General features: G+C 72.3%; 15 protein-coding genes. 10 read left to right on the plus strand and 5 right to left on the minus strand.

Annotated elements, in window-relative coordinates; genetic code table 11:
• Positions 1 to 80 precede the first annotated feature (80 nt).
• Positions 81 to 779 carry a class I SAM-dependent DNA methyltransferase gene (locus F6W97_RS05745; protein WP_155369081.1) on the plus strand — a complete coding sequence of 233 codons (699 nt, stop codon included), beginning with the start codon at positions 81 to 83 and terminating at the stop codon, positions 777 to 779.
• Positions 780 to 837: 58 nt separating this feature from the next.
• Positions 838 to 1,365: a GNAT family N-acetyltransferase gene (locus F6W97_RS05750; protein WP_155369082.1), complete on the plus strand. Its 528-nt coding sequence runs from the start codon at positions 838 to 840 to the stop codon at positions 1,363 to 1,365.
• 15 nt (positions 1,366 to 1,380) lie between these two features.
• On the opposite strand, the gene F6W97_RS05755 is transcribed toward F6W97_RS05750, so the two are convergent.
• On the minus strand, positions 1,381 to 1,770 hold the full coding sequence (locus F6W97_RS05755; protein ID WP_155369083.1) for a hypothetical protein: 390 nt from the start codon (positions 1,768 to 1,770) through the stop codon (positions 1,381 to 1,383).
• A gap of 128 nt (positions 1,771 to 1,898) precedes the next feature.
• Between F6W97_RS05755 and F6W97_RS05760 the strand changes: the two genes are divergently transcribed.
• Both F6W97_RS05760 and F6W97_RS05765 read left to right on the plus strand, forming a co-directional pair.
• The gene (locus F6W97_RS05760; RefSeq protein WP_155369084.1) at positions 1,899 to 3,227 is read left to right on the plus strand and encodes an ABC transporter substrate-binding protein; all 1,329 of its coding nucleotides are present in this window, start codon (positions 1,899 to 1,901) and stop codon (positions 3,225 to 3,227) included.
• 34 nt (positions 3,228 to 3,261) lie between these two features.
• A complete protein-coding gene (locus F6W97_RS05765; RefSeq protein ID WP_155369085.1) occupies positions 3,262 to 3,498 on the plus strand; it encodes a hypothetical protein in 237 nt (78 codons plus the stop codon).
• Between the two features lie 129 nt (positions 3,499 to 3,627).
• Here F6W97_RS05765 and F6W97_RS05770 read toward each other — a convergent pair whose 3' ends face one another.
• Together F6W97_RS05770 and F6W97_RS05775 are read right to left on the minus strand one after the other, a co-directional pair.
• Positions 3,628 to 4,953, minus strand: coding sequence for a PrsW family intramembrane metalloprotease (locus F6W97_RS05770; RefSeq protein ID WP_155369086.1), 1,326 nt, complete (start codon positions 4,951 to 4,953; stop codon positions 3,628 to 3,630).
• Positions 4,950 to 5,504, minus strand: a complete 555-nt coding sequence (locus tag F6W97_RS05775; RefSeq protein WP_155369087.1) for a hypothetical protein — start codon at positions 5,502 to 5,504, stop codon at positions 4,950 to 4,952. The genes F6W97_RS05770 and F6W97_RS05775 overlap by 4 nt, the downstream gene beginning before the upstream one ends.
• A gap of 108 nt (positions 5,505 to 5,612) precedes the next feature.
• On the opposite strand from F6W97_RS05775, the gene F6W97_RS05780 reads away from it, so the two are divergent.
• From F6W97_RS05780 to F6W97_RS05800, 5 genes are all read left to right on the plus strand, one after another.
• The gene (locus F6W97_RS05780) at positions 5,613 to 6,215 is read left to right on the plus strand and encodes an acyl-CoA-like ligand-binding transcription factor (RefSeq protein WP_155369088.1); all 603 of its coding nucleotides are present in this window, start codon (positions 5,613 to 5,615) and stop codon (positions 6,213 to 6,215) included.
• 119 nt (positions 6,216 to 6,334) lie between these two features.
• On the plus strand, positions 6,335 to 9,568 hold the full coding sequence (locus tag F6W97_RS05785; RefSeq protein ID WP_155369089.1) for an FtsX-like permease family protein: 3,234 nt from the start codon (positions 6,335 to 6,337) through the stop codon (positions 9,566 to 9,568).
• On the plus strand, positions 9,565 to 12,213 hold the full coding sequence (locus F6W97_RS05790) for an FtsX-like permease family protein (protein ID WP_155369090.1): 2,649 nt from the start codon (positions 9,565 to 9,567) through the stop codon (positions 12,211 to 12,213). The genes F6W97_RS05785 and F6W97_RS05790 overlap by 4 nt, the downstream gene beginning before the upstream one ends.
• On the plus strand, positions 12,213 to 13,172 hold the full coding sequence (locus F6W97_RS05795; RefSeq protein WP_155369091.1) for an ABC transporter ATP-binding protein: 960 nt from the start codon (positions 12,213 to 12,215) through the stop codon (positions 13,170 to 13,172). The genes F6W97_RS05790 and F6W97_RS05795 overlap by 1 nt, the downstream gene beginning before the upstream one ends.
• A complete protein-coding gene (locus F6W97_RS05800; RefSeq protein ID WP_155369092.1) occupies positions 13,150 to 13,842 on the plus strand; it encodes an ABC transporter ATP-binding protein in 693 nt (230 codons plus the stop codon). Before F6W97_RS05795 ends, F6W97_RS05800 begins: the two co-directional genes overlap by 23 nt.
• Positions 13,843 to 14,005: 163 nt before the next feature.
• On the opposite strand, the gene F6W97_RS05805 is transcribed toward F6W97_RS05800, so the two are convergent.
• Positions 14,006 to 14,215 carry a BldC family transcriptional regulator gene (locus F6W97_RS05805; protein WP_020522548.1) on the minus strand — a complete coding sequence of 70 codons (210 nt, stop codon included), beginning with the start codon at positions 14,213 to 14,215 and terminating at the stop codon, positions 14,006 to 14,008.
• A 217-nt stretch (positions 14,216 to 14,432) separates the two neighbouring features.
• The gene (locus F6W97_RS05810; RefSeq protein ID WP_155369093.1) at positions 14,433 to 15,260 is read right to left on the minus strand and encodes a hypothetical protein; all 828 of its coding nucleotides are present in this window, start codon (positions 15,258 to 15,260) and stop codon (positions 14,433 to 14,435) included.
• A gap of 124 nt (positions 15,261 to 15,384) precedes the next feature.
• On the opposite strand from F6W97_RS05810, the gene F6W97_RS05815 reads away from it, so the two are divergent.
• Positions 15,385 to 16,446 (plus strand): Glu/Leu/Phe/Val family dehydrogenase, encoded by a 1,062-nt coding sequence (locus F6W97_RS05815; RefSeq protein WP_196278991.1) that lies wholly within the window; start codon positions 15,385 to 15,387, stop codon positions 16,444 to 16,446.
• Positions 16,447 to 16,503: the final 57 nt, after the last annotated feature.

A 16,503-nucleotide genomic window follows, 5' to 3' on the forward strand; every position in this document is an offset into this window, starting at 1 on the left:
CCGCGAGCGCGGCACGGTCGGACCCGCGGACCTATGCTCGCGTCCATGACGCCGACAGCAGCCCTCGCCAGAGGTTCCCGATGACGCAGACCGGAGCAGCGCCGGAGGCCCTTCCCTCGCTCGGGTCCCCGGGCGAGGACGCCGACGGCTGGCTGGCCGACGCCCGGACCTCCTACGACACGGTCGCCGAGAGTTATGCCGACCTCATGCGCGACGCCCTGACCGGCCAGCCGTACCTGCGCGCGGCGCTGTCGCTGTTCGCCGAGCAGGTTCACACCGCGGGCGGCGGGCCGGTGGCCGACGTCGGCTGCGGGCCGGGGAACGTCACGGCCCACCTCCACGAGCTGGGCGTCGACACGTTCGGCATCGACCTGTCCCCCGCAATGATCGACGTAGCCCGGCGGGACCACCCCTACCTGCGATTCGAGGTGGGCTCGATGACGGACCTGCCGCTCGGCGACGCCTCGGTCGCCGCACTGCTCGCCTTCTGGTCGCTGATCCACATCCCTGACCACGCGGTCCCGGCGGTGCTCGGCCACTTCCACCGGGTCCTGCGCCCCGGCGGGCCGCTGCTGGTCGGCTTCCACGTCGGCGACGAGTCCCGGTTGAAGACGGAGGGCTACGGCGGCCATCCGATGCGGGTCCACGTCCACCGGCGCAGGCCTGACCGCGTCGCGGACTGGCTGACCGAGGCCGGGTTCACGGTCAAGGCGCAGTTGCTGCTCAACCTCGACCAGGGCTTCCCCGGCGCGGTCCTGTTCGCCACCCGCCGGCCCTGACCGGCCGCCACCGGTAAATCCCTGGCTGCGCCGACGCCGCCCGCACTAGGGTCGCCGCATGGTTGACCTGGTCGCCCCGAACGTGCTGCTGCACCGCGCGTGGCTCGACGCCCGCGACGAGTGGGGCCGCGACACCGTGCAGCACGGCAGCGGGCTGCACCTCACCGGCGACGTGGACACGGCCGAGGAGTTCGCCGCCTGGGTACACCGGCTGAACACCCTCTCGGACGAGACCCTGCCTGTCGGCGAGGACCTAGTGCACGCGACGTTCTGGTGGATGGTCGAGGACGGCGAGGTCGTCGGCTCGATCTCGCTGCGGCACCGGCTGAACGACTTCCTGCTGCACGCGGGCGGCCACATCGGCTACTCGGTACGCCCGTCGGCGCGCAAGCGGGGCCTGGCCACCTGGGCGGTGGGGCAGGTGCTGGCGCGCGCGGGGGAGCGGGGAATCGACCGGGTCCTGATCACCTGTGACGACGCCAACGCCGCCTCGGCGCGCACCATCGAGCGCAACGGCGGCGTGCTCGAGGACGTGCGCGACACCACCCTGGGCCGGACCCGCCGCTACTGGATCGAGCTGGGCTAGCGTCCGGTCAGGGGTTCAGGACTCGCGGCGGCGTTTGGTGGCGACGGTGGAGCCGGCGAGGGTCAGCAGGCACTGGGGCAGCTGGCCGTCGGCGAGCGCGGCCCCGATGAGGGCCTCGCCGGTCGGCTCGTCGCGGTTGACGTAGGCGCTGACGAAGCGGGCCACCCAGCGGGCGTCGTAAGCGGCCTCGTCTATGCCGGGGAACTCCAGCGCCCAGGCGCCGGCCCGGACGCCGTCGCCGGCCAGCTCACCCGCGAGGCACCAGGCGACGTTGTAGGCGCCCGAACTGCCGTCGCGCTTCACCACTTGGTCGAGGGTGCCCGCCACCGCTCTGCCGTCTCCGGCAAGTGCCTGGTCAAGTACAAGAGCGGCGTCCTCGAAGGAGTGGTCTGGATCGACGGTCACGGTGGGAGCCTAACGGGCGGCGGCAACCGTACCGGAGCACTCGACGCCCATCGGGCGTATTGGCCTCTCGCCCAATTCAGGGAACGACGCTAAGGTGCCCGTTGGACCATCGCCATGGAGGCACCCTCATGCGTTTCTCGCGAGCTGTCATCGCCGCTGCCTGCGCCTCGCTGCTCACCCTGTCTGCCTGCAGCTCGGGGCCGGACGATTCCCAGAACCCGGCGTACCAGGGGGCGTACCTCTACGGCACCGACGGCAACATGGCGAACGAGTTCGGCGCGATCTTCAAGGAGCAGCCTGGCCTGCTCAACGGCATGAAGGGCACGATGCCGCTGACCGAGCTGGACGAATCGTTCCTGCAGCGGCTGAGGTCGGTCAAGCCGGGCCTGAAGGACCTGCTGTTCGCCGGCGAGGCGTACGACGCGGTCGTGATCAGCGCGCTGGCTGCGCAGCAGGCCGGCAGCACCGAGCCCGACAAGATCGCCAAGTACATCAACGCGGTGACCGTCGGCGGCAACATCTGCCGGTCCATCAAGCAGTGCCTCAACCTGGCCAAGACCGGCAAGGCGATCTCCTACCGGGGCGTCACCGTGCGCTACGGCTTCGCCGAGGCCGGTGAGCCCGCGACCACCAGCTACGGCACCGTGCACTTCGACTCCGCCAACCAGCTCGACAACGGCAAGACCGAGTACCTCGGCACCGGCAACGAGCGCGACGTGACCGGGCAGAAGCCGCCGGCACCGGTCAAGGGCGGCACCACCGACAAGCAGCTGATCTTCGGTGGCCTGCTGCCGAAGACCGGCGCCCTGGCCTACACGACCCCGCCCATGGAGGCGGGCGCCCTGCTGGCCATCGCGGAGATCAACGACGAGGGCGGCGTGCTCGGCAAGAAGGTCAAGTGGATCGACGGCGACGACGGCACCTCGCCGGTGAAGGCCAAGGCCACCATCGCCAGCCACCACGCGGCCGGCGTCCAGGTGCTGATCGGGCCCGGCGCGTCCGGTGTCGCGCTCGCCTCGCTGGAGGAGTCGATCGGGTACGGCATGGTCATGTTCTCGCCGTGCAACACCTCGCCCGACCTGACCGGCTACGACGACAAGGGCCTTTACTTCCGTACCGCGCCCTCGGACGTGCTGCAGGCGCGGGCGCTGGCCGACGTGATGCTGCGTGACGGCCTGCAGAAGATCGCGATCGTCACGCACAGCGACAACTACGGCAAGAAGCTCGCCGAGGGAGTCACCAAGGAACTGGTCCGGGCCGGCGTCACCGAGGTCAACGTGCAGACGTACGTCTACCAGATCACCGACGGCGGCGAGGTCAAGGACCAGGCCGAGCTCACGAAGATCGCCAACCAGGTCATCCCGACGAGGCCGGACGGAGTGCTCGTCATCGGCTACTCCGAGTCCGCCGGAGCGATCAAGGCGCTCGCTGCCGCCGGTGCCACCATCCGCCACTAACGTGTTGCGGTACGACCCCCGTTAAGGAGAAGTCATGAGCGAGTCCGTGGAGACCCGCGGCGACGACCGCCGCGACCTGATCAAGGGCGACACCGACGGCGACGGCCGCACCGACGTGTGGGTGTCGGACACCGACGGCGACGGCAAGGCCGACCTGTTCCAGTTCGACACCGACCACGACGGCGAGGTCGACATCACCCTGGTCGACCTGGACCAGGACGGCACGCCGGAGATCACGGTCGACGGCGACGGCGGCCACGCCCCCAACTGACGCCCGTTTCCTTCCGCAACTCTTAAAAAGTCGCGCCCTCCGGAGCTCCCGGAGGGCGCGACTTTTTAAGAGTTGCGCCTCGGGTCGGGCCGCCCGGGGCGGGCGGGGCGGGGCGGGCGGGGCGGGCGGTCAGGCGGCGTTGAGGTGGCGGAGGGCTTGCCAGATGAGGAGGAAGAGGGCTACGGCGAAGAGGGCGCCGAGGACCACGACGCGGGGCACGGCGGGGCGCATGGGCGAGACGATCGCCTCGGGGTGGCCGAGGTTCACCAGACGCTGCCGCTGGGCGAGCACCTCGTCGCGGCAGTGCACCAGCAGGGCGTCCCCGGGCGCGATGTGGTCGACCCGGCTCAGCTCCACGGCGAACCTGGCCTGCGCGGTCTGCAGGCCGCGTACCGCCCGCTCACCGGCCCGGCCGCAGCGGGCCCGGCCGTAGCGGCGGGCGTCGGCCCGCAGGTGGCCGTGGCCCATGATCTGCAGCTCGCCGGGGGTGGCGATCTTCGGCTCGTGCAGCCGGGCGAGCTGTGCGACGTAGTAGTGGGCCTCGCGGTGCCGGGCCACCCACAGCAGGGCCAGCACCATGGCCAGCGCGGGCAGCCCCTTGCCGAGCATGCCGAGCAGCACCCCGGCGGCCCCCGAGCCGAGGCCGTCGGCGAACAGGGGCGAGTTCCACACGAAGTGGGTGAGCCAGGCCAGCCCCAGGCCCAGGCTCAGGCCGCCGAGCCGCCACCACATGGGCTTGTCCGTACGCACCACGAACCAGGCGATGCCGGCGCCGGCGAGCGCGGTGAACAGGGTGTGGCTCCACAGGCCGGCGAGGAAGCCGCGCAGGAAGAACGTGGCGATCACGGGTCCCACGCCGTCGCCCTGTCCGCGCAGCGCGACCGCGTTGACGGCGAAGACGATGTCCTCGACCACCTGGTAGCCCAGCCCGATCAGCGCCCCGTAGACCATGCCGTCGAGCACGCTGTTGATCTGTTTGCGGGCCACCAGCACGATCATCACCACGCCGAGCGCTTTGAGCAGTTCCTCGATGGTCGGCCCGGCGATGGCCGACCCCCAGGTCGCGGCGAAGGCGGGCGAGATGAGCTTGGCGACCAGGTCGTGCACGGCTTGGGTGCCGGGGATGGCCGCGGTGGTGGCCACCGCCCCGCCCCAGGCGAACGCCGTGGCCATGAGCAGCGGCGGTTCGCGTTCGAGGAAGTCCATGGACGCGATGAACAGCCAGAACGGCACCGCGTACAGGGCGAACAGGAGCACCGCCGAGGTGGTGGCGACGGGGAACCGGGCCAGGTCGGTGCGCAGGATCTCCAGCAGGCGCACCAGCCCGGCCAGCATGATCAGGCCGAGCAGCCAGAACGCCGGCAACTGCAGCGACTTGAGCGCCCGCGCCGCCCGGGGCGTCGGGCGTACGGAGAACCGCCAGCGCCGCCCACCGGAGCGGCCCGCGACCGTCACCGGCCACCGCCGTACCGGATGGAGCTGATCGAGTCGTCGATGCCGGCGAGTTCGCGCTGCAGTTCGAGCTGGGCGCCGCTGACGGTGACCTCGATGGAGCGGCCGTCGGCGAGGAACACGGCGTACCGGCCGCACCGGCCGGGCGCGGTGTACCCGCCGGCCAGACCGGTGAGGCCGCTGGCCGTGTCGACGGCCCCCTCGTCGCCGGTGACCTGGTAGCCCTGGGTCGCCTTGATCTTCGTACGGAGCTTGTCGGCCGCCTCGGCGATCTGCCCGCCGAACGGCTGCACCACGATCGCGTAGCGCACGTCGCCGACCAGGAACAGCACGGTGGCCCGCTCGTCGCCGGGGCGGGTCTTGCTGGCGTCGACCCGGGCCCCGGGCGGCGGCTGCACGCTGACCCCGGCCCCCACCTCGTAGAGCCGCCCGGCCAGGGAGCGGTCGGTCGGCACGGCCCGGTTGAGGGCAGGCAGCCCGAACACGACGAGCAGCAGGGCAGCGAGCACCGCTGCCCCACCCAGCAGGTTCCGCACCAGCCGATGGGCGACCATGGTCCGACCGTAGCGGTGCATAGAACTTGAATGCTGCTATATCGACCAACCCTGCCTCAGGCACACCGGGACTTTGACGGTCCGCACCGACCCCTTCAGGATGAGTGAATGACCGGACGGGTGATCAACCGGCGGGAACAGCACAAACAGCACACCCGCGTGGCTCTGGAGGACGCGGCGCTGGCGCTGTTCGCCCGCCAGGGCTACGAGCAGACCACGGTGGAGGAGATCGCCGCCGAGGCCGGGGTCTCGGTGCGCACGTTCTTCCGCTACTACTCGTCCAAGCAGCATGCGCTCTTCGGCGACGTGGGCCACGAACGGGTGGAGCAGCTGCGCGCCGCCTTCGCGGCCCGCCCGGACGGGGAGCCGCCCCTGGAGTCCGTCCGGGCGGTGCTGGACGGCGCCGACATCACCGGCGAGGCCGAACTCGCGCAGATCCGGTCCCGGCTGAGCCTGCTCACCGAGCAGCCGTCGCTGCTGAGCACGTACCTGGTGATCAGCGAGGAGCTGCGCCGGCTGGTGAGCTGCTTCGTCGCGGCACGCTGCGGGGTGCCCGAGGCGCATCCGTACCCGCTGCTGGTCGCCGGTGCGGCCCAGGCGGCCTGGGACAGCGCGCTCTGGTCCTGGGCCGGCGGACACAGCCCCGACCTGGCCGGCGTACGCCGCTCGGCGTTCGCGCAGCTCACTCTCGGTATTCGCCCTCCGGGGTGAAAGGGGCATACCGCCCCGTTGGTCATCACATTCGGGTAACAGCCCTCACAGCCTGCGAACCGGCACCCTGTCGTCTCAACTCATACAGAAGTTGAAGCGCAAACGATCAGGGAGGCGTCATGCTGGCACGTCGGCGGGCCTACAGCGCGAAGGGCCTGTTGACTGCCGCCGCGGCGGCAGCGCTGATCTCGACGACGCTCCTGGTGGGCTTGGCGAGCTACAGCGGGGCGGTGATCGAGGCGGGCGCCCGCGCGGCCGTGGCCGCGGCCCCGCCGGACGAGCGTGCCGTGCAGGTGCGCCTGCCCTCCCGCACCGGTGGCAGCGGCTGGTCCACCAGCAGCGGCGAGGTCGACAAATCCTTCTCGGCGCAGTCCTGGGCGGAGACCGACAGGAAGCTGCGCGAGTCCTTCGCCGACCGGTTCAGCGGCACCGACCTCGCGGTGGATTCCGCCGGTTACGCCAGCGGCCTGAAGTTCACCAGCGACACCGGTGACGCCGCGCCCGACAGCTACGGCGTGGTGTATGCCCGGGTCATGTTCCTGGAGGAGCTGGCCGAGCACGCCCGGCTGGTCTCCGGCAGCTGGCCCGTGGCCGGCTCGAACCCGCCGCAGGTCGTGGTCGGCGAGGCCGCCGCGCAGGCGCTCGGCCTGAAGGTCGGCTCCGAGGTGGTCTTCGCCAACGGCATCACCAAGAAGGAGCAGCGGGTCACCGTCAGCGGCGTCTTCGCCGCCCAGCACGCCGACGACCCGTACTGGCTGCTGGTGCCCGAGATGGCCGAGGGCGTCGAGGCCGGGCGGAGCACGTACGGGCCGCTCGTGCTGCCCCGCGAGGACTTCTTCAACGGCTGGTCCTACCTCGGCAACAGCGGCTGGGTGGTGACCCCGGACCTGTCCCGGGCCGAGCTGTCGCAGCTGGTCGCCGCCCGCAGCGCGGTGCAGACCCTGCCGGAGGTGACCGAGGAGCTCGGTTACGGCGAGGGCGGCCAGGCGGGCACGCACCTGGAGCGGCTGGTCGACCGGATCCAGCAGGCCAGCCTCGTCGGCCGGTCGGACCTGCTCACCCCGATGCTGCTCATCTCGATCCTCGGCGGGTACGCGCTGCTGCTGCTCGCCGCGCTGCTGACCGAGGGCCGCCGGGCGGAGACCGCACTGCTGCGCGCCCGCGGCGCGTCCCGCGGCCAGCTGGCCGGCCTGGCGGCCCGGGAGGCGCTGCTCATCGCCGGTCCCGCCGCCGTGCTCGCCCCGCTGCTGGTCGCCCCGCTGCTCGGCCTCGTCGAGCGGCTGCCCGCGCTGAGCGCGGTGAGCCTGCGGCTGGAGGCCGGGATCACGCCGACGACCGTCGCCGTCGCCGTCGCCGCCGGGCTGGGCTGCGTACTGGCGATCCTGCTGCCCGCGCTGCGCGGTGGCGGCACCTACGTCGCGGACCTGGCGGCCCGCTCACGGCCCAGCCGCGCCGCCGCCGCTCAGCGCACCGGCCTGGACCTCGCGCTCATCGGCTTCGCCGGGCTGGCCTGGTTCCAGCTGCAGCAGTACGACTCGCCGCTGTCCGGCGTCGCCGGGCAGCTCGGCATCGACCCGCTGCTGGCCGCGGCCGGGCCGCTCGGCGTGCTCGCCGGCGCCGTGCTCGCGCTGCGCCTGCTCCCGCCGCTGACCCGGCTGCTGGAACGGCGGGTGGACCGCCGGCCGTGGTTCGCCGCGCAGCTGGGCGTCTGGCAGGCCGGACGCCGCCCGCACGCCGGCCCGGTGCTGCTGCTGGCCCTGAGTGTCGCGGTCAGCACGCTGGCCTGGACGCTCGCCGCGACCGCCCGGCAGTCCCAGGTCGACCAGGCCGACCACTCCGTGGGCGCGGACCTGCGGCTGGTCGAGACGGCCTGGTCGGTGCCGCCCGCGCGGGTGGACCAGATCGCGGCGCTGCCCGGGATCACCGCAGCCCTGCCCGCCTGGCGGACCCGTATGGACACGGGCGAGAAGGCCACCCCCACCACGATCCTGGCGCTCGACACCAAGGACGCCGGCGGCGTGCTGCGGCTGCGCTCCGACCTCGGCGACGCGCCCACGCTGCTGGCCGCCGCGGCCGCGGACAGCCGCCGCCAGCCGGGCGTGGACCTGCCCGAGGGCACCACGGCGGTGCGCGGCACCCTGCGCATCAGCGACCCGGGCGGCGAGTGGCTCGACCGGCCGCGCGACGTGACAGCCCTGGTGCTCACCGACCTGCACGGCGCGATCCACCAGGTGTCACTGGCCGGCGGCGAAGGTGCGGACGCCCGCACCTTCGAGGTGTCCGTGCCGCACAGCCCCGGGCTGCGGCTGACCGGCTTCGCCGTGGACGGGCCGTCCATGCCGGGCGGCGTCCCGATCGTGTGGCAGCTGGACGGCCTGACCGCGGTCGGGTCGGGCGGCACGGCCGCACCGCTGAACCTCGACGGCGGCGACGCCGCCTGGGGCCTGCCCACCAGCAAGATGGACACGAAGGTGCGGGTCGAGGGGAACTCGCTCCGGCTCCAGCTGATCAACCTCGGCGGCTTCGACGACGTCCCGCGGTACGCGTTCAACCTGCGCCTGGGGAGCGCCCCGCCCACCGTCCCCGCGCTGGCCACCCCCGAGTTGCTCGCGTCACTGCACACCCAGGTCGGCGCGACGCTCGCCATCCCGCTGTGGGGCACCACCGTCTCCGTGCACATCGTCGGGCAGCTCGCCGCGCTGCCCGGCGGGGTGGACCCGGCCGCGCTGCTGGTCGACATGCCCTCCCTCAGCGCCCACTTCCAGCAGGCAGGCTGGCGGCCGCCCAACCTCACCGAGTGGTGGGTGCAGACCGACCCGGCCCGGCACACGGAGGCCGCCGCGGCGGCCGCCCCGCTGCCCAACCTGCAGACCATCGACCGCAAGGCGCTGGCCGTGCACGCGGCCGACGACCCGTTCGGCGTCGGCGCGCGCATCGCCCTGTTCATCGCCGCCTTCGGCGCGATCGCGCTGGCCCTGGTCGGCGTGGCGGTGGACGTGCGGGCGACCGCCCGGCGGCGGGTCGCCGAGCTGGCCGTGCTCAACACGCTCGGCGCCACCTCACGCCTGCTCGCCCGCGCTCTCATGATCGAGCAGGCGTTCCTGGCCGGCCTGGGCGTGGCGGTCGGGCTGGTGGTGGGCATGCTCGTCGCCCGGACGACCGGGTCGCTGGTCATCCTCACCCCGAGCGCGAGCCGGCCCGTGCCGCCCGCGCTCACCACGACGGACTGGCTGCCCGTACTGGGCACCGCCGCCGCCCTGCTCGCCCTCACCCTGGTGATGGCCGGGCTGGTGGCCACCTCGATGCGGCAGCGGCTGGCCGCGGCCCAGCTGCGGATCGGAGCTGACCGGTGAAGGGTTGGATCGCCCGGGTACGGGCCACAGCCGGGCCGCTGGCGCTGCTCGGCATGCTCACCGTGCTGGCCGGGGTGCTCGTGGTCGGCGCGCCCCGGGTCGCCAACCGGCTGACCGACGAGGGCCTGCGCAACGACATCTCCCAGCTCGGTTACACCGCGCGGGACCTGACCTATCGCGGGCACAAGGACCTGGGTGACAGCTGGGCGCCCGACAGCAGGCTGACGCAGCAGCGGGCCGTGTTCTACCCGGCGCTGCGGGAGCGGGTCGAGCAGTCCTGGTGGGCGGCGTCCACGCCGCTCGACCAGTCCGGGATCACCGGGACGGGCCTGCCGGGCAAGGTCCGGTTCAGCGTGTGGGCCGGCAGCGGCCTGGAGGAGCAGGTCGACCTGGTCGAGGGCCGCTTCCCGAAGTCGGGGGGAGGCGCCGACAGCGCGATCGAGGTCGTGCTCACCAAGTGGAACTCCGAGAAGCTGGCGCTGCACGTCGGCAGCACGTTCCGGTTCCAGGACAAGGTGCCGATGGAGGTCGTCGGCATCGTCGCGCCGCACGACGAGAACGGCACGTTCTGGGAACCGATGCCCTTCGGGCTGCGGGCCTACCTGCCCAACGACGACGGCGACCCGTACCGGGCGGTCGTCTTCTCCGACGAGTACGGCCTCGACAAGGTGAAGAACCTGAGCGAGATCGTCTACGAGTGGCGCTACCGGATCGACATGGCCAAGCTCGACATGGGCGTGCTGCCCGAGGTCGTCGAGGCGGTCACCGTGGCCCGCCGGCAGGGGCTGAACACCACCCTGCTGACCAGCCTGGACTCGCAGCTGGCGAAGTTCGCCGACCGGGCCCGCGCCGGGGCGGCGCTGCTGGCCGTGGTGCAGGTCGGCACGCTGCTCACGCTGGCCGGCCTGGTGCTGCTCGCGGCCCGGGTCGCGGTGGCCCGGCGGCGGGCCGAGTTCGCGCTGCTGCGGGCGCGCGGCGGTGCCATCGTCACCATCGGCGCGTACACGCTGCTGGAGTCGCTGCTGGTGGTGCCCGCGGCGGTCGTCGGCGGGCTGCTGGGCGCGGCCCTGACAGGGCGGCCCACGACCACCTGGCCGGTGCTGGCCGCTTTCGCCGCGCTGGCGACGTTCGCGGTGCCGGTGATGACCATGCGGTCGGCCTATGACCCGTCCTTCTCCGGCGAGCGCGCCGACATGGCCTCGGCCCGGGTCGGCGTGAAGCGGCGCACCGCGGAGCTGAGCCTGCTGGTGCTGGCCGGGCTGGGCGTGTGGCTGCTGCGCAACCGCGGGCTGAGCACCTCCGTCGGTGTCGACGTCTACCTCGCCGCGGTGCCGGCCCTGCTGGCCGCCGGTGCGGCGGTGGCGATGGTGCGCCTGGTGCCGCCGGTGGTCTCCCGGCTGGGCCGGCTGGCCGCCCGCGGGCGGGGCGCGGTGAACTTCCTCGGCCTGTCCCGGGCCGGACGCACCGCGGGCGCGGTCATCGGGCCGGTCGCGGTGCTGGTGGTCGCGGTCAGCACGGCCGTGTTCAGCGTGGCCGTGGCGAGCACCATCGACGAAGGCCGGGACCGGGCCACCGACCTGCGGATGGCCGCCGACGTGAAGGTCGACGGCTACTTCTTCGACGACCGGACGCAGGCCGAGCTGGCCGCGGTGCCCGGCGTCGAGGCGGTGACCCAGTACATGGTCGACGGGGCGAGCGACCTCATCGTCGACCAGAAGCGGCTCGGCACGGTCTACACGCTGGTGCTGGACGGGGCCGCGTACGCGCGGGTGCTGACGGCGTCGGGGGTCGAGTTCACCCCGCCGCAGGTGTTCACCGCAGCCCAGCCCGGTTCGCCGGTGCCTGTGCTGGTCTCCCCGGGCGTCGCCCGGCAGCTGGGCGGCGACCACGGCACCGTCGCGCTGCGCGGCCGGAACTACGACTTCCACGTCGCCGCCGTGATCGAGGGGTTCCCGCCGATCGCCAACGGCGCGTCGAACTTCGTCGTCGTGCCGTGGCAGGCCATCCCGGCCGAGGCGCAGCAGGCGCTCAACCCGAACGGGTACCTGATCGCCGGCGACCCCGACCCGCAGCGCCTGCGCGAGGTCGGTGACGCCGGGCAGCAGCGCTGGGCGAGTGAGGGCTTCCGGCCGCGGGCGTACGAGGAGGTCACCAACGTGACCACCTGGGAGCAGGAGCGCGAGGAGCTGGACAAGGCGAGCATCAACGCCGTGGTGACCTTCGCGTACGCCATCGGCGCGGGCGCCGGGGTGGCGCTGGCGCTGCTGGCCATCGCCTTCGCGGTGGTCGCCGGAGCCCGGGGCCGCGGGACGGTGCTGTCCCGGCTGCGCACCATGGGCCTGTCCCGGGGCCAGGGCCGCCGCCTGCTGCTGGTGGAGCTGATGCCGGTGGTGACCGTGGCGGTGCTGACCGGCGCGGTGGTGGGCATGGCGGTGCCGCATCTGATCGCCCCCGCCCTGGGCCTGTCGAAGTTCACCGACGGCCTGACGGTGGGCGTCACGTTCGACCCGCTGGTCATCGGCGCCTCGCTGGCGCTGGTGCTGGTGGGTATGTTGACCGCGCTTGCGGTGGAGACCCTGTTCAACCGCCGGTTGCGCCTCGGCGAGGTGCTGCGGCTTGGTTCCTTCGACGCGGGAGAGAGCTGATGTCGACGACGAATGAGATGGCCCCGCCGGACCTGGCCACGCTGCAGGCACGCGCCGCGCAGCGGGCCGCCGACCGGGCCGGCGGCGCGGACCGCCTGCGCGGCCACCTGGTCTGTGACGGGCTGGTGCGCATCTACAAGACCGAGGGCGTCGAGGTGGTCGCCCTGCAGGGCCTCGACCTGGTGGTGGACCGCGGCGAGCTGCTGGCCATCGTCGGCGCGTCCGGCTCGGGCAAGTCGACGCTGCTGAACATCCTCTCCGGGCTCGACGTGCCGACCGCGGGCATCGCCCGGGTGGGCGAGTACGACCTGCTCACCATGAAGGCGGGACGGCGGCTGTCGTACCGGCGGCACATGGTCGGCTTCGTGTGGCAGCAGACCGGCCGCAACCTGCTGCCGTACCTGACCGCGCTGGAGAACGTGATCACGCCGATGCGGCTGGCGGGCACGCGCTCGGGCCGCAAGGCGCGCGACCGGGCGATGGAGCTGCTGGAGATGGTCGGGGTCGGCTACTGCGCGGATCGGCGGCCGGATCAGATGTCCGGCGGTGAGCAGCAGCGCTGCGCGGTGGCGCTGGCCGTGGCCAACGACCCCGAGGTGCTGTTCGCCGACGAGCCGACCGGTGAGCTGGACGAGTCGACCGCGGCGGACGTGTTCACGGCGCTGCAGACGATCAACGCCGAGCTGGGCGTGACCGTGGTGGTGGTGACGCACGACCCGAACGTGTCCACGCAGGTGCGGCGTACCGTGGCCATCCGCGACGGCCGGCTGGCCTCGGAGGTGCGCCGCAGCTCGCGGGCCACCGCCGACGGCGGCACGGAGCTGGTCAGCGAGGAGTACGCCGTGCTGGACCGGGCGGGCCGCATGCAGCTGCCCCAGTCGTTCGTGCAGGAACTGGAACTCAAGGACCGGGTGAAGCTGAACCTGGAGTCCGACCATGTGGAGGTGCGCCGTGGCTGACGAGCTGGTCAGGGTGGAGAACATTTGCCGCGACTTCGGCCGGGGCGGCAAGGTCGTGCACGCGGTGCGCGACGTGTCGTTCACCGCCGCGCGCGGCGAGCTGGTCGCGGTGCGCGGGCGCTCCGGCGCGGGCAAGACGACCCTGCTCAACATCATCGGCGGGCTGGACCGGCCGACCTCCGGCAAGGTCTTCATCGCCGGGCAGGAGGTCACCTCGGCGGCCGAGCAGCAGCTGGTCGCCCTGCGCCGGGACGTGATCGGCTTCGTGTTCCAGTCGTTCGGGCTGGTGCCGATCCTGTCCGCCGCGGAGAACGTGGGCGTGCCGCTACGGCTGGCCAAGGTGCCGCCGGCCGAGCGGGACCAGCGGGTGTCGGTGCTGCTGGAGCTGGTCGGCGTGGGCGCGCACGCCAACCAGCGGCCGTACGAGCTGTCCGGCGGTCAGCAGCAGCGTGTCGCGGTGGCCCGTGCGCTGGCCAACGACCCGCAGCTGCTCATCGCGGACGAGCCGACCGGTCAGCTCGACTCGGAGACCGGCCGTCAGATCATGGACCTGCTGCGCGCCCTGGTGCACGCCCGGGGCATGACCGCCCTGGTCGCCACGCACGACGCGGCGCTGATGGAGATGGCCGACCGGGTCGTCACGCTGCGCGACGGCGCGCTCGTCCCCTGACCTGGAATGACCAAAGCTCCGTCCCGCTGCGGGGGCAGCGTGGCGGAGCTTTGGCCATGGGGGGTATCGCTGGTGGGGAGTCCTCGGTGGCCCGCCGTCCAGGCGGGCCGCAGGGATGAGCCACTAGCGTTGTAGGAGGGCGTCAGCCCTCCGGTTGTACAGCTCAGTCGCCCTGACGCTGGTGCGGGATCTGACCCTGGAGCAGAGCACGCACCTCCGACTCACGGTAGCGACGGTGGCCGCCCAGCGTGCGAATCGCACTGAGCTTGCCCGCCTTGGCCCACCGGGTCACCGTCTTCGGGTCGACGCGGAACATCGATGCGACCTCTGCCGGGGTGAGCAGGGGTTCTGGTTCGTGCGTACGCGACGCCATGCGGTCTCCTCCACAAGTACCTATAGACGTAGGCCGGGGTCCCGCCGGCCAACGCGTTACCCATAGTCCGGCTAGTCCCCGATGTCCGACATGGGCCGAACGGGTGAAGGTCCGTGGATGGACGGATGATGAATGAACGACATGTCTGCTTTTAGCGGATGAAGACAGTAATTTCATAGCTTTCGATCACTGCAGGTGACCTGAAAACTACTCACCGTCAGTTGCTGCGCTCCATCAATTGGATCGCCCGCCACCGCTGCACGAGCTGCTCGTATGCCGCCGTGGCCGCGTCGCCGTCCTCGCGCTCCAGCCCGGCCAGACCCGTGGCGACCAGCTCCACGGAGTCGTCGTCGCGCAGCGCGTCCTCGGAGAGCAGCCCGGTGAGGCCGCCGTAGTCCAGCTCCACCACCGAGCCGGGGTGGAACGACTCCAGCCAGCGGGCGGTCTCCCGCAGCGAGTCGGTGATGGGCACGTCGCCCAGGGTCCGGCGCAGCACGCGCAGCCCCTTGTGGGCCCGCTGCCGGGCCTTGCCGATCTCGGTGCGGTAGCGCAGCACCCGGCGGGCCGGCTCCAGCACCATGTCCCGCTCGGCTGGGGAGACCAGCACGAACCAGCGCAGCGGCACGCCCCAGGTGGCGACCTGCTCGTGCATGCGGTCCTCGGCCCGGGTCTGCTCGACCACCGTCTGCGCCAGGTCCACCAGCACCGGCGGCACGAACGCGTCGGCCAGCACCTGCGGCACCCCGTCCCGCGCCTGCAGGGCCGCCTCGGCCACCCGCACCCGCAGGTTCCAGGGGCAGACCAGGGTCACGTCGGTCTGGCCGGTCAGGCCCTGCATGACATACGCCTCATCGGGCAGGTCGGGCAGGCGCGACCAGCCCGCGCCGAGCGCCTCGAGCACCGTCGCCCGCTGCCGGCCGGGCCCGTCGGACAGCCCGACGGCGCGCCCCTCGTCGACATAGCGACGCCAGAAACGCTCACGTTCCGGCGCGAACGCGGTGAGCGGCTCGTAGACCCTCAGGTACGCGGCGAACTGTGACGGCACCTCGCGATCCTCCCACGATTAGGCTGTCAGCGGGAGCGTCGCTACCGCGGCGTCGCCCGACCCCTCGGAAAGACCGAGCAGGATGGGCCTCACAAGGGCCATCGACGTCACCTTGGAGCCAGCAGTGGGCGTATTCACCGACGGCAGTCACGAGCAGGTCGTGTTCTGCCAGGACCGGGCCAGCGGCCTGAAAGCGATCATCGGCATCTACTCGACCGCGCTGGGCCCCGCCCTGGGCGGCACGCGCTTCTACCCCTACGCCTCGGAGGAGGAGGCCCTGCACGACGTGCTGGACCTGTCCCGCGGCATGGCGTACAAGAACGCCCTCGCCGGGCTCGACCTGGGCGGCGGCAAGGCCGTCATCTGGGGCGACCCGGACCAGATCAAGTCCGAGCAGCTGCTGCGGGCGTACGGCCGATTCGTGCAGTCCCTGAACGGGCGCTACTACACCGCCTGCGACGTCGGCACGTACGTGCAGGACATGGACGTCGTGGCCCGGGAGACGCAGTTCGTCACCGGCCGCAGCGTGGAGTACGGCGGCGCCGGCGACTCCTCGATCCTCACCGCCTGGGGCGTCTTCCAGGGCATGCGCGCCGCGGCCGAGCACCGCTGGGGCACGCCCTCGCTGAAGGGCAAGCGGGTCGGCGTGGCCGGCCTGGGCAAGGTCGGCAAGTACCTCGTGGCCCACCTCGTCGAGGACGGCGCCGAGGTCGTGGCCACCGACGTCCACCCGAAGGCCCTGGAGTGGGCCAAGGCGACGTACCCGCAGGTGAGCCTGGTGGCCGACGCGACCGCGCTGATCACCAGCGACATCGACGTGTACGCGCCCTGCGCGCTGGGCGGCGCGCTCAACGACGACACGGTGCCCGCGCTGCGGGCGCAGATCGTCGCCGGCGCGGCCAACAACCAGCTCGCCCACTCGGGCATCGAGAAGCTGCTGCTCGACCGCGGCATCCTGTACGCGCCCGACTACCTGGTCAACTCGGGCGGTGTGATCCAGGTCGCCGACGAGATCGACGGCTTCAACTTCGACCGGGCCAAGCTGCGCGCCACCAAGATCTACGACACCACCAAGCGGATCCTGGAGCTGGCCGACACCGAGGGCATCTCCCCGGCGAGCGCCGCCGACCGCCTCGCGGAGCAGCGCATGGCCGAGGTCGGCCGCCTGCGCACCATCCGGATCTAGCGCCACGCCCGGATCTAGATCATTCAAGTTGCCTGGCAATCGTGCGTATCTTGAGCA

The sequence above is a fragment of the Catellatospora vulcania genome (assembly GCF_009720385.1).
In the GTDB taxonomy this organism is placed as follows: Bacteria; Actinomycetota; Actinomycetes; order Mycobacteriales; family Micromonosporaceae; genus Catellatospora; species Catellatospora vulcania.

Excerpts from the sequence above, each read along its gene's own strand:
- F6W97_RS05745 (WP_155369081.1), top strand. The coding sequence starts at position 81 with ATGACGCAGACCGGAGCAGCGCCGGAGGCCCTTCCCTCGCTCGGGTCC.
- F6W97_RS05750 (WP_155369082.1), top strand. The coding sequence starts at position 838 with ATGGTTGACCTGGTCGCCCCGAACGTGCTGCTGCACCGCGCGTGGCTC.
- F6W97_RS05760 (WP_155369084.1), top strand. The coding sequence starts at position 1,899 with ATGCGTTTCTCGCGAGCTGTCATCGCCGCTGCCTGCGCCTCGCTGCTC.
- F6W97_RS05765 (WP_155369085.1), top strand. The coding sequence starts at position 3,262 with ATGAGCGAGTCCGTGGAGACCCGCGGCGACGACCGCCGCGACCTGATC.
- F6W97_RS05775 (WP_155369087.1), bottom strand. The coding sequence starts at position 5,504 with ATGGTCGCCCATCGGCTGGTGCGGAACCTGCTGGGTGGGGCAGCGGTG.
- F6W97_RS05780 (WP_155369088.1), top strand. The coding sequence starts at position 5,613 with ATGACCGGACGGGTGATCAACCGGCGGGAACAGCACAAACAGCACACC.
- F6W97_RS05785 (WP_155369089.1), top strand. The coding sequence starts at position 6,335 with ATGCTGGCACGTCGGCGGGCCTACAGCGCGAAGGGCCTGTTGACTGCC.
- F6W97_RS05795 (WP_155369091.1), top strand. The coding sequence starts at position 12,213 with ATGTCGACGACGAATGAGATGGCCCCGCCGGACCTGGCCACGCTGCAG.
- F6W97_RS05800 (WP_155369092.1), top strand. The coding sequence starts at position 13,150 with ATGTGGAGGTGCGCCGTGGCTGACGAGCTGGTCAGGGTGGAGAACATT.
- F6W97_RS05805 (WP_020522548.1), bottom strand. The coding sequence starts at position 14,215 with ATGGCGTCGCGTACGCACGAACCAGAACCCCTGCTCACCCCGGCAGAG.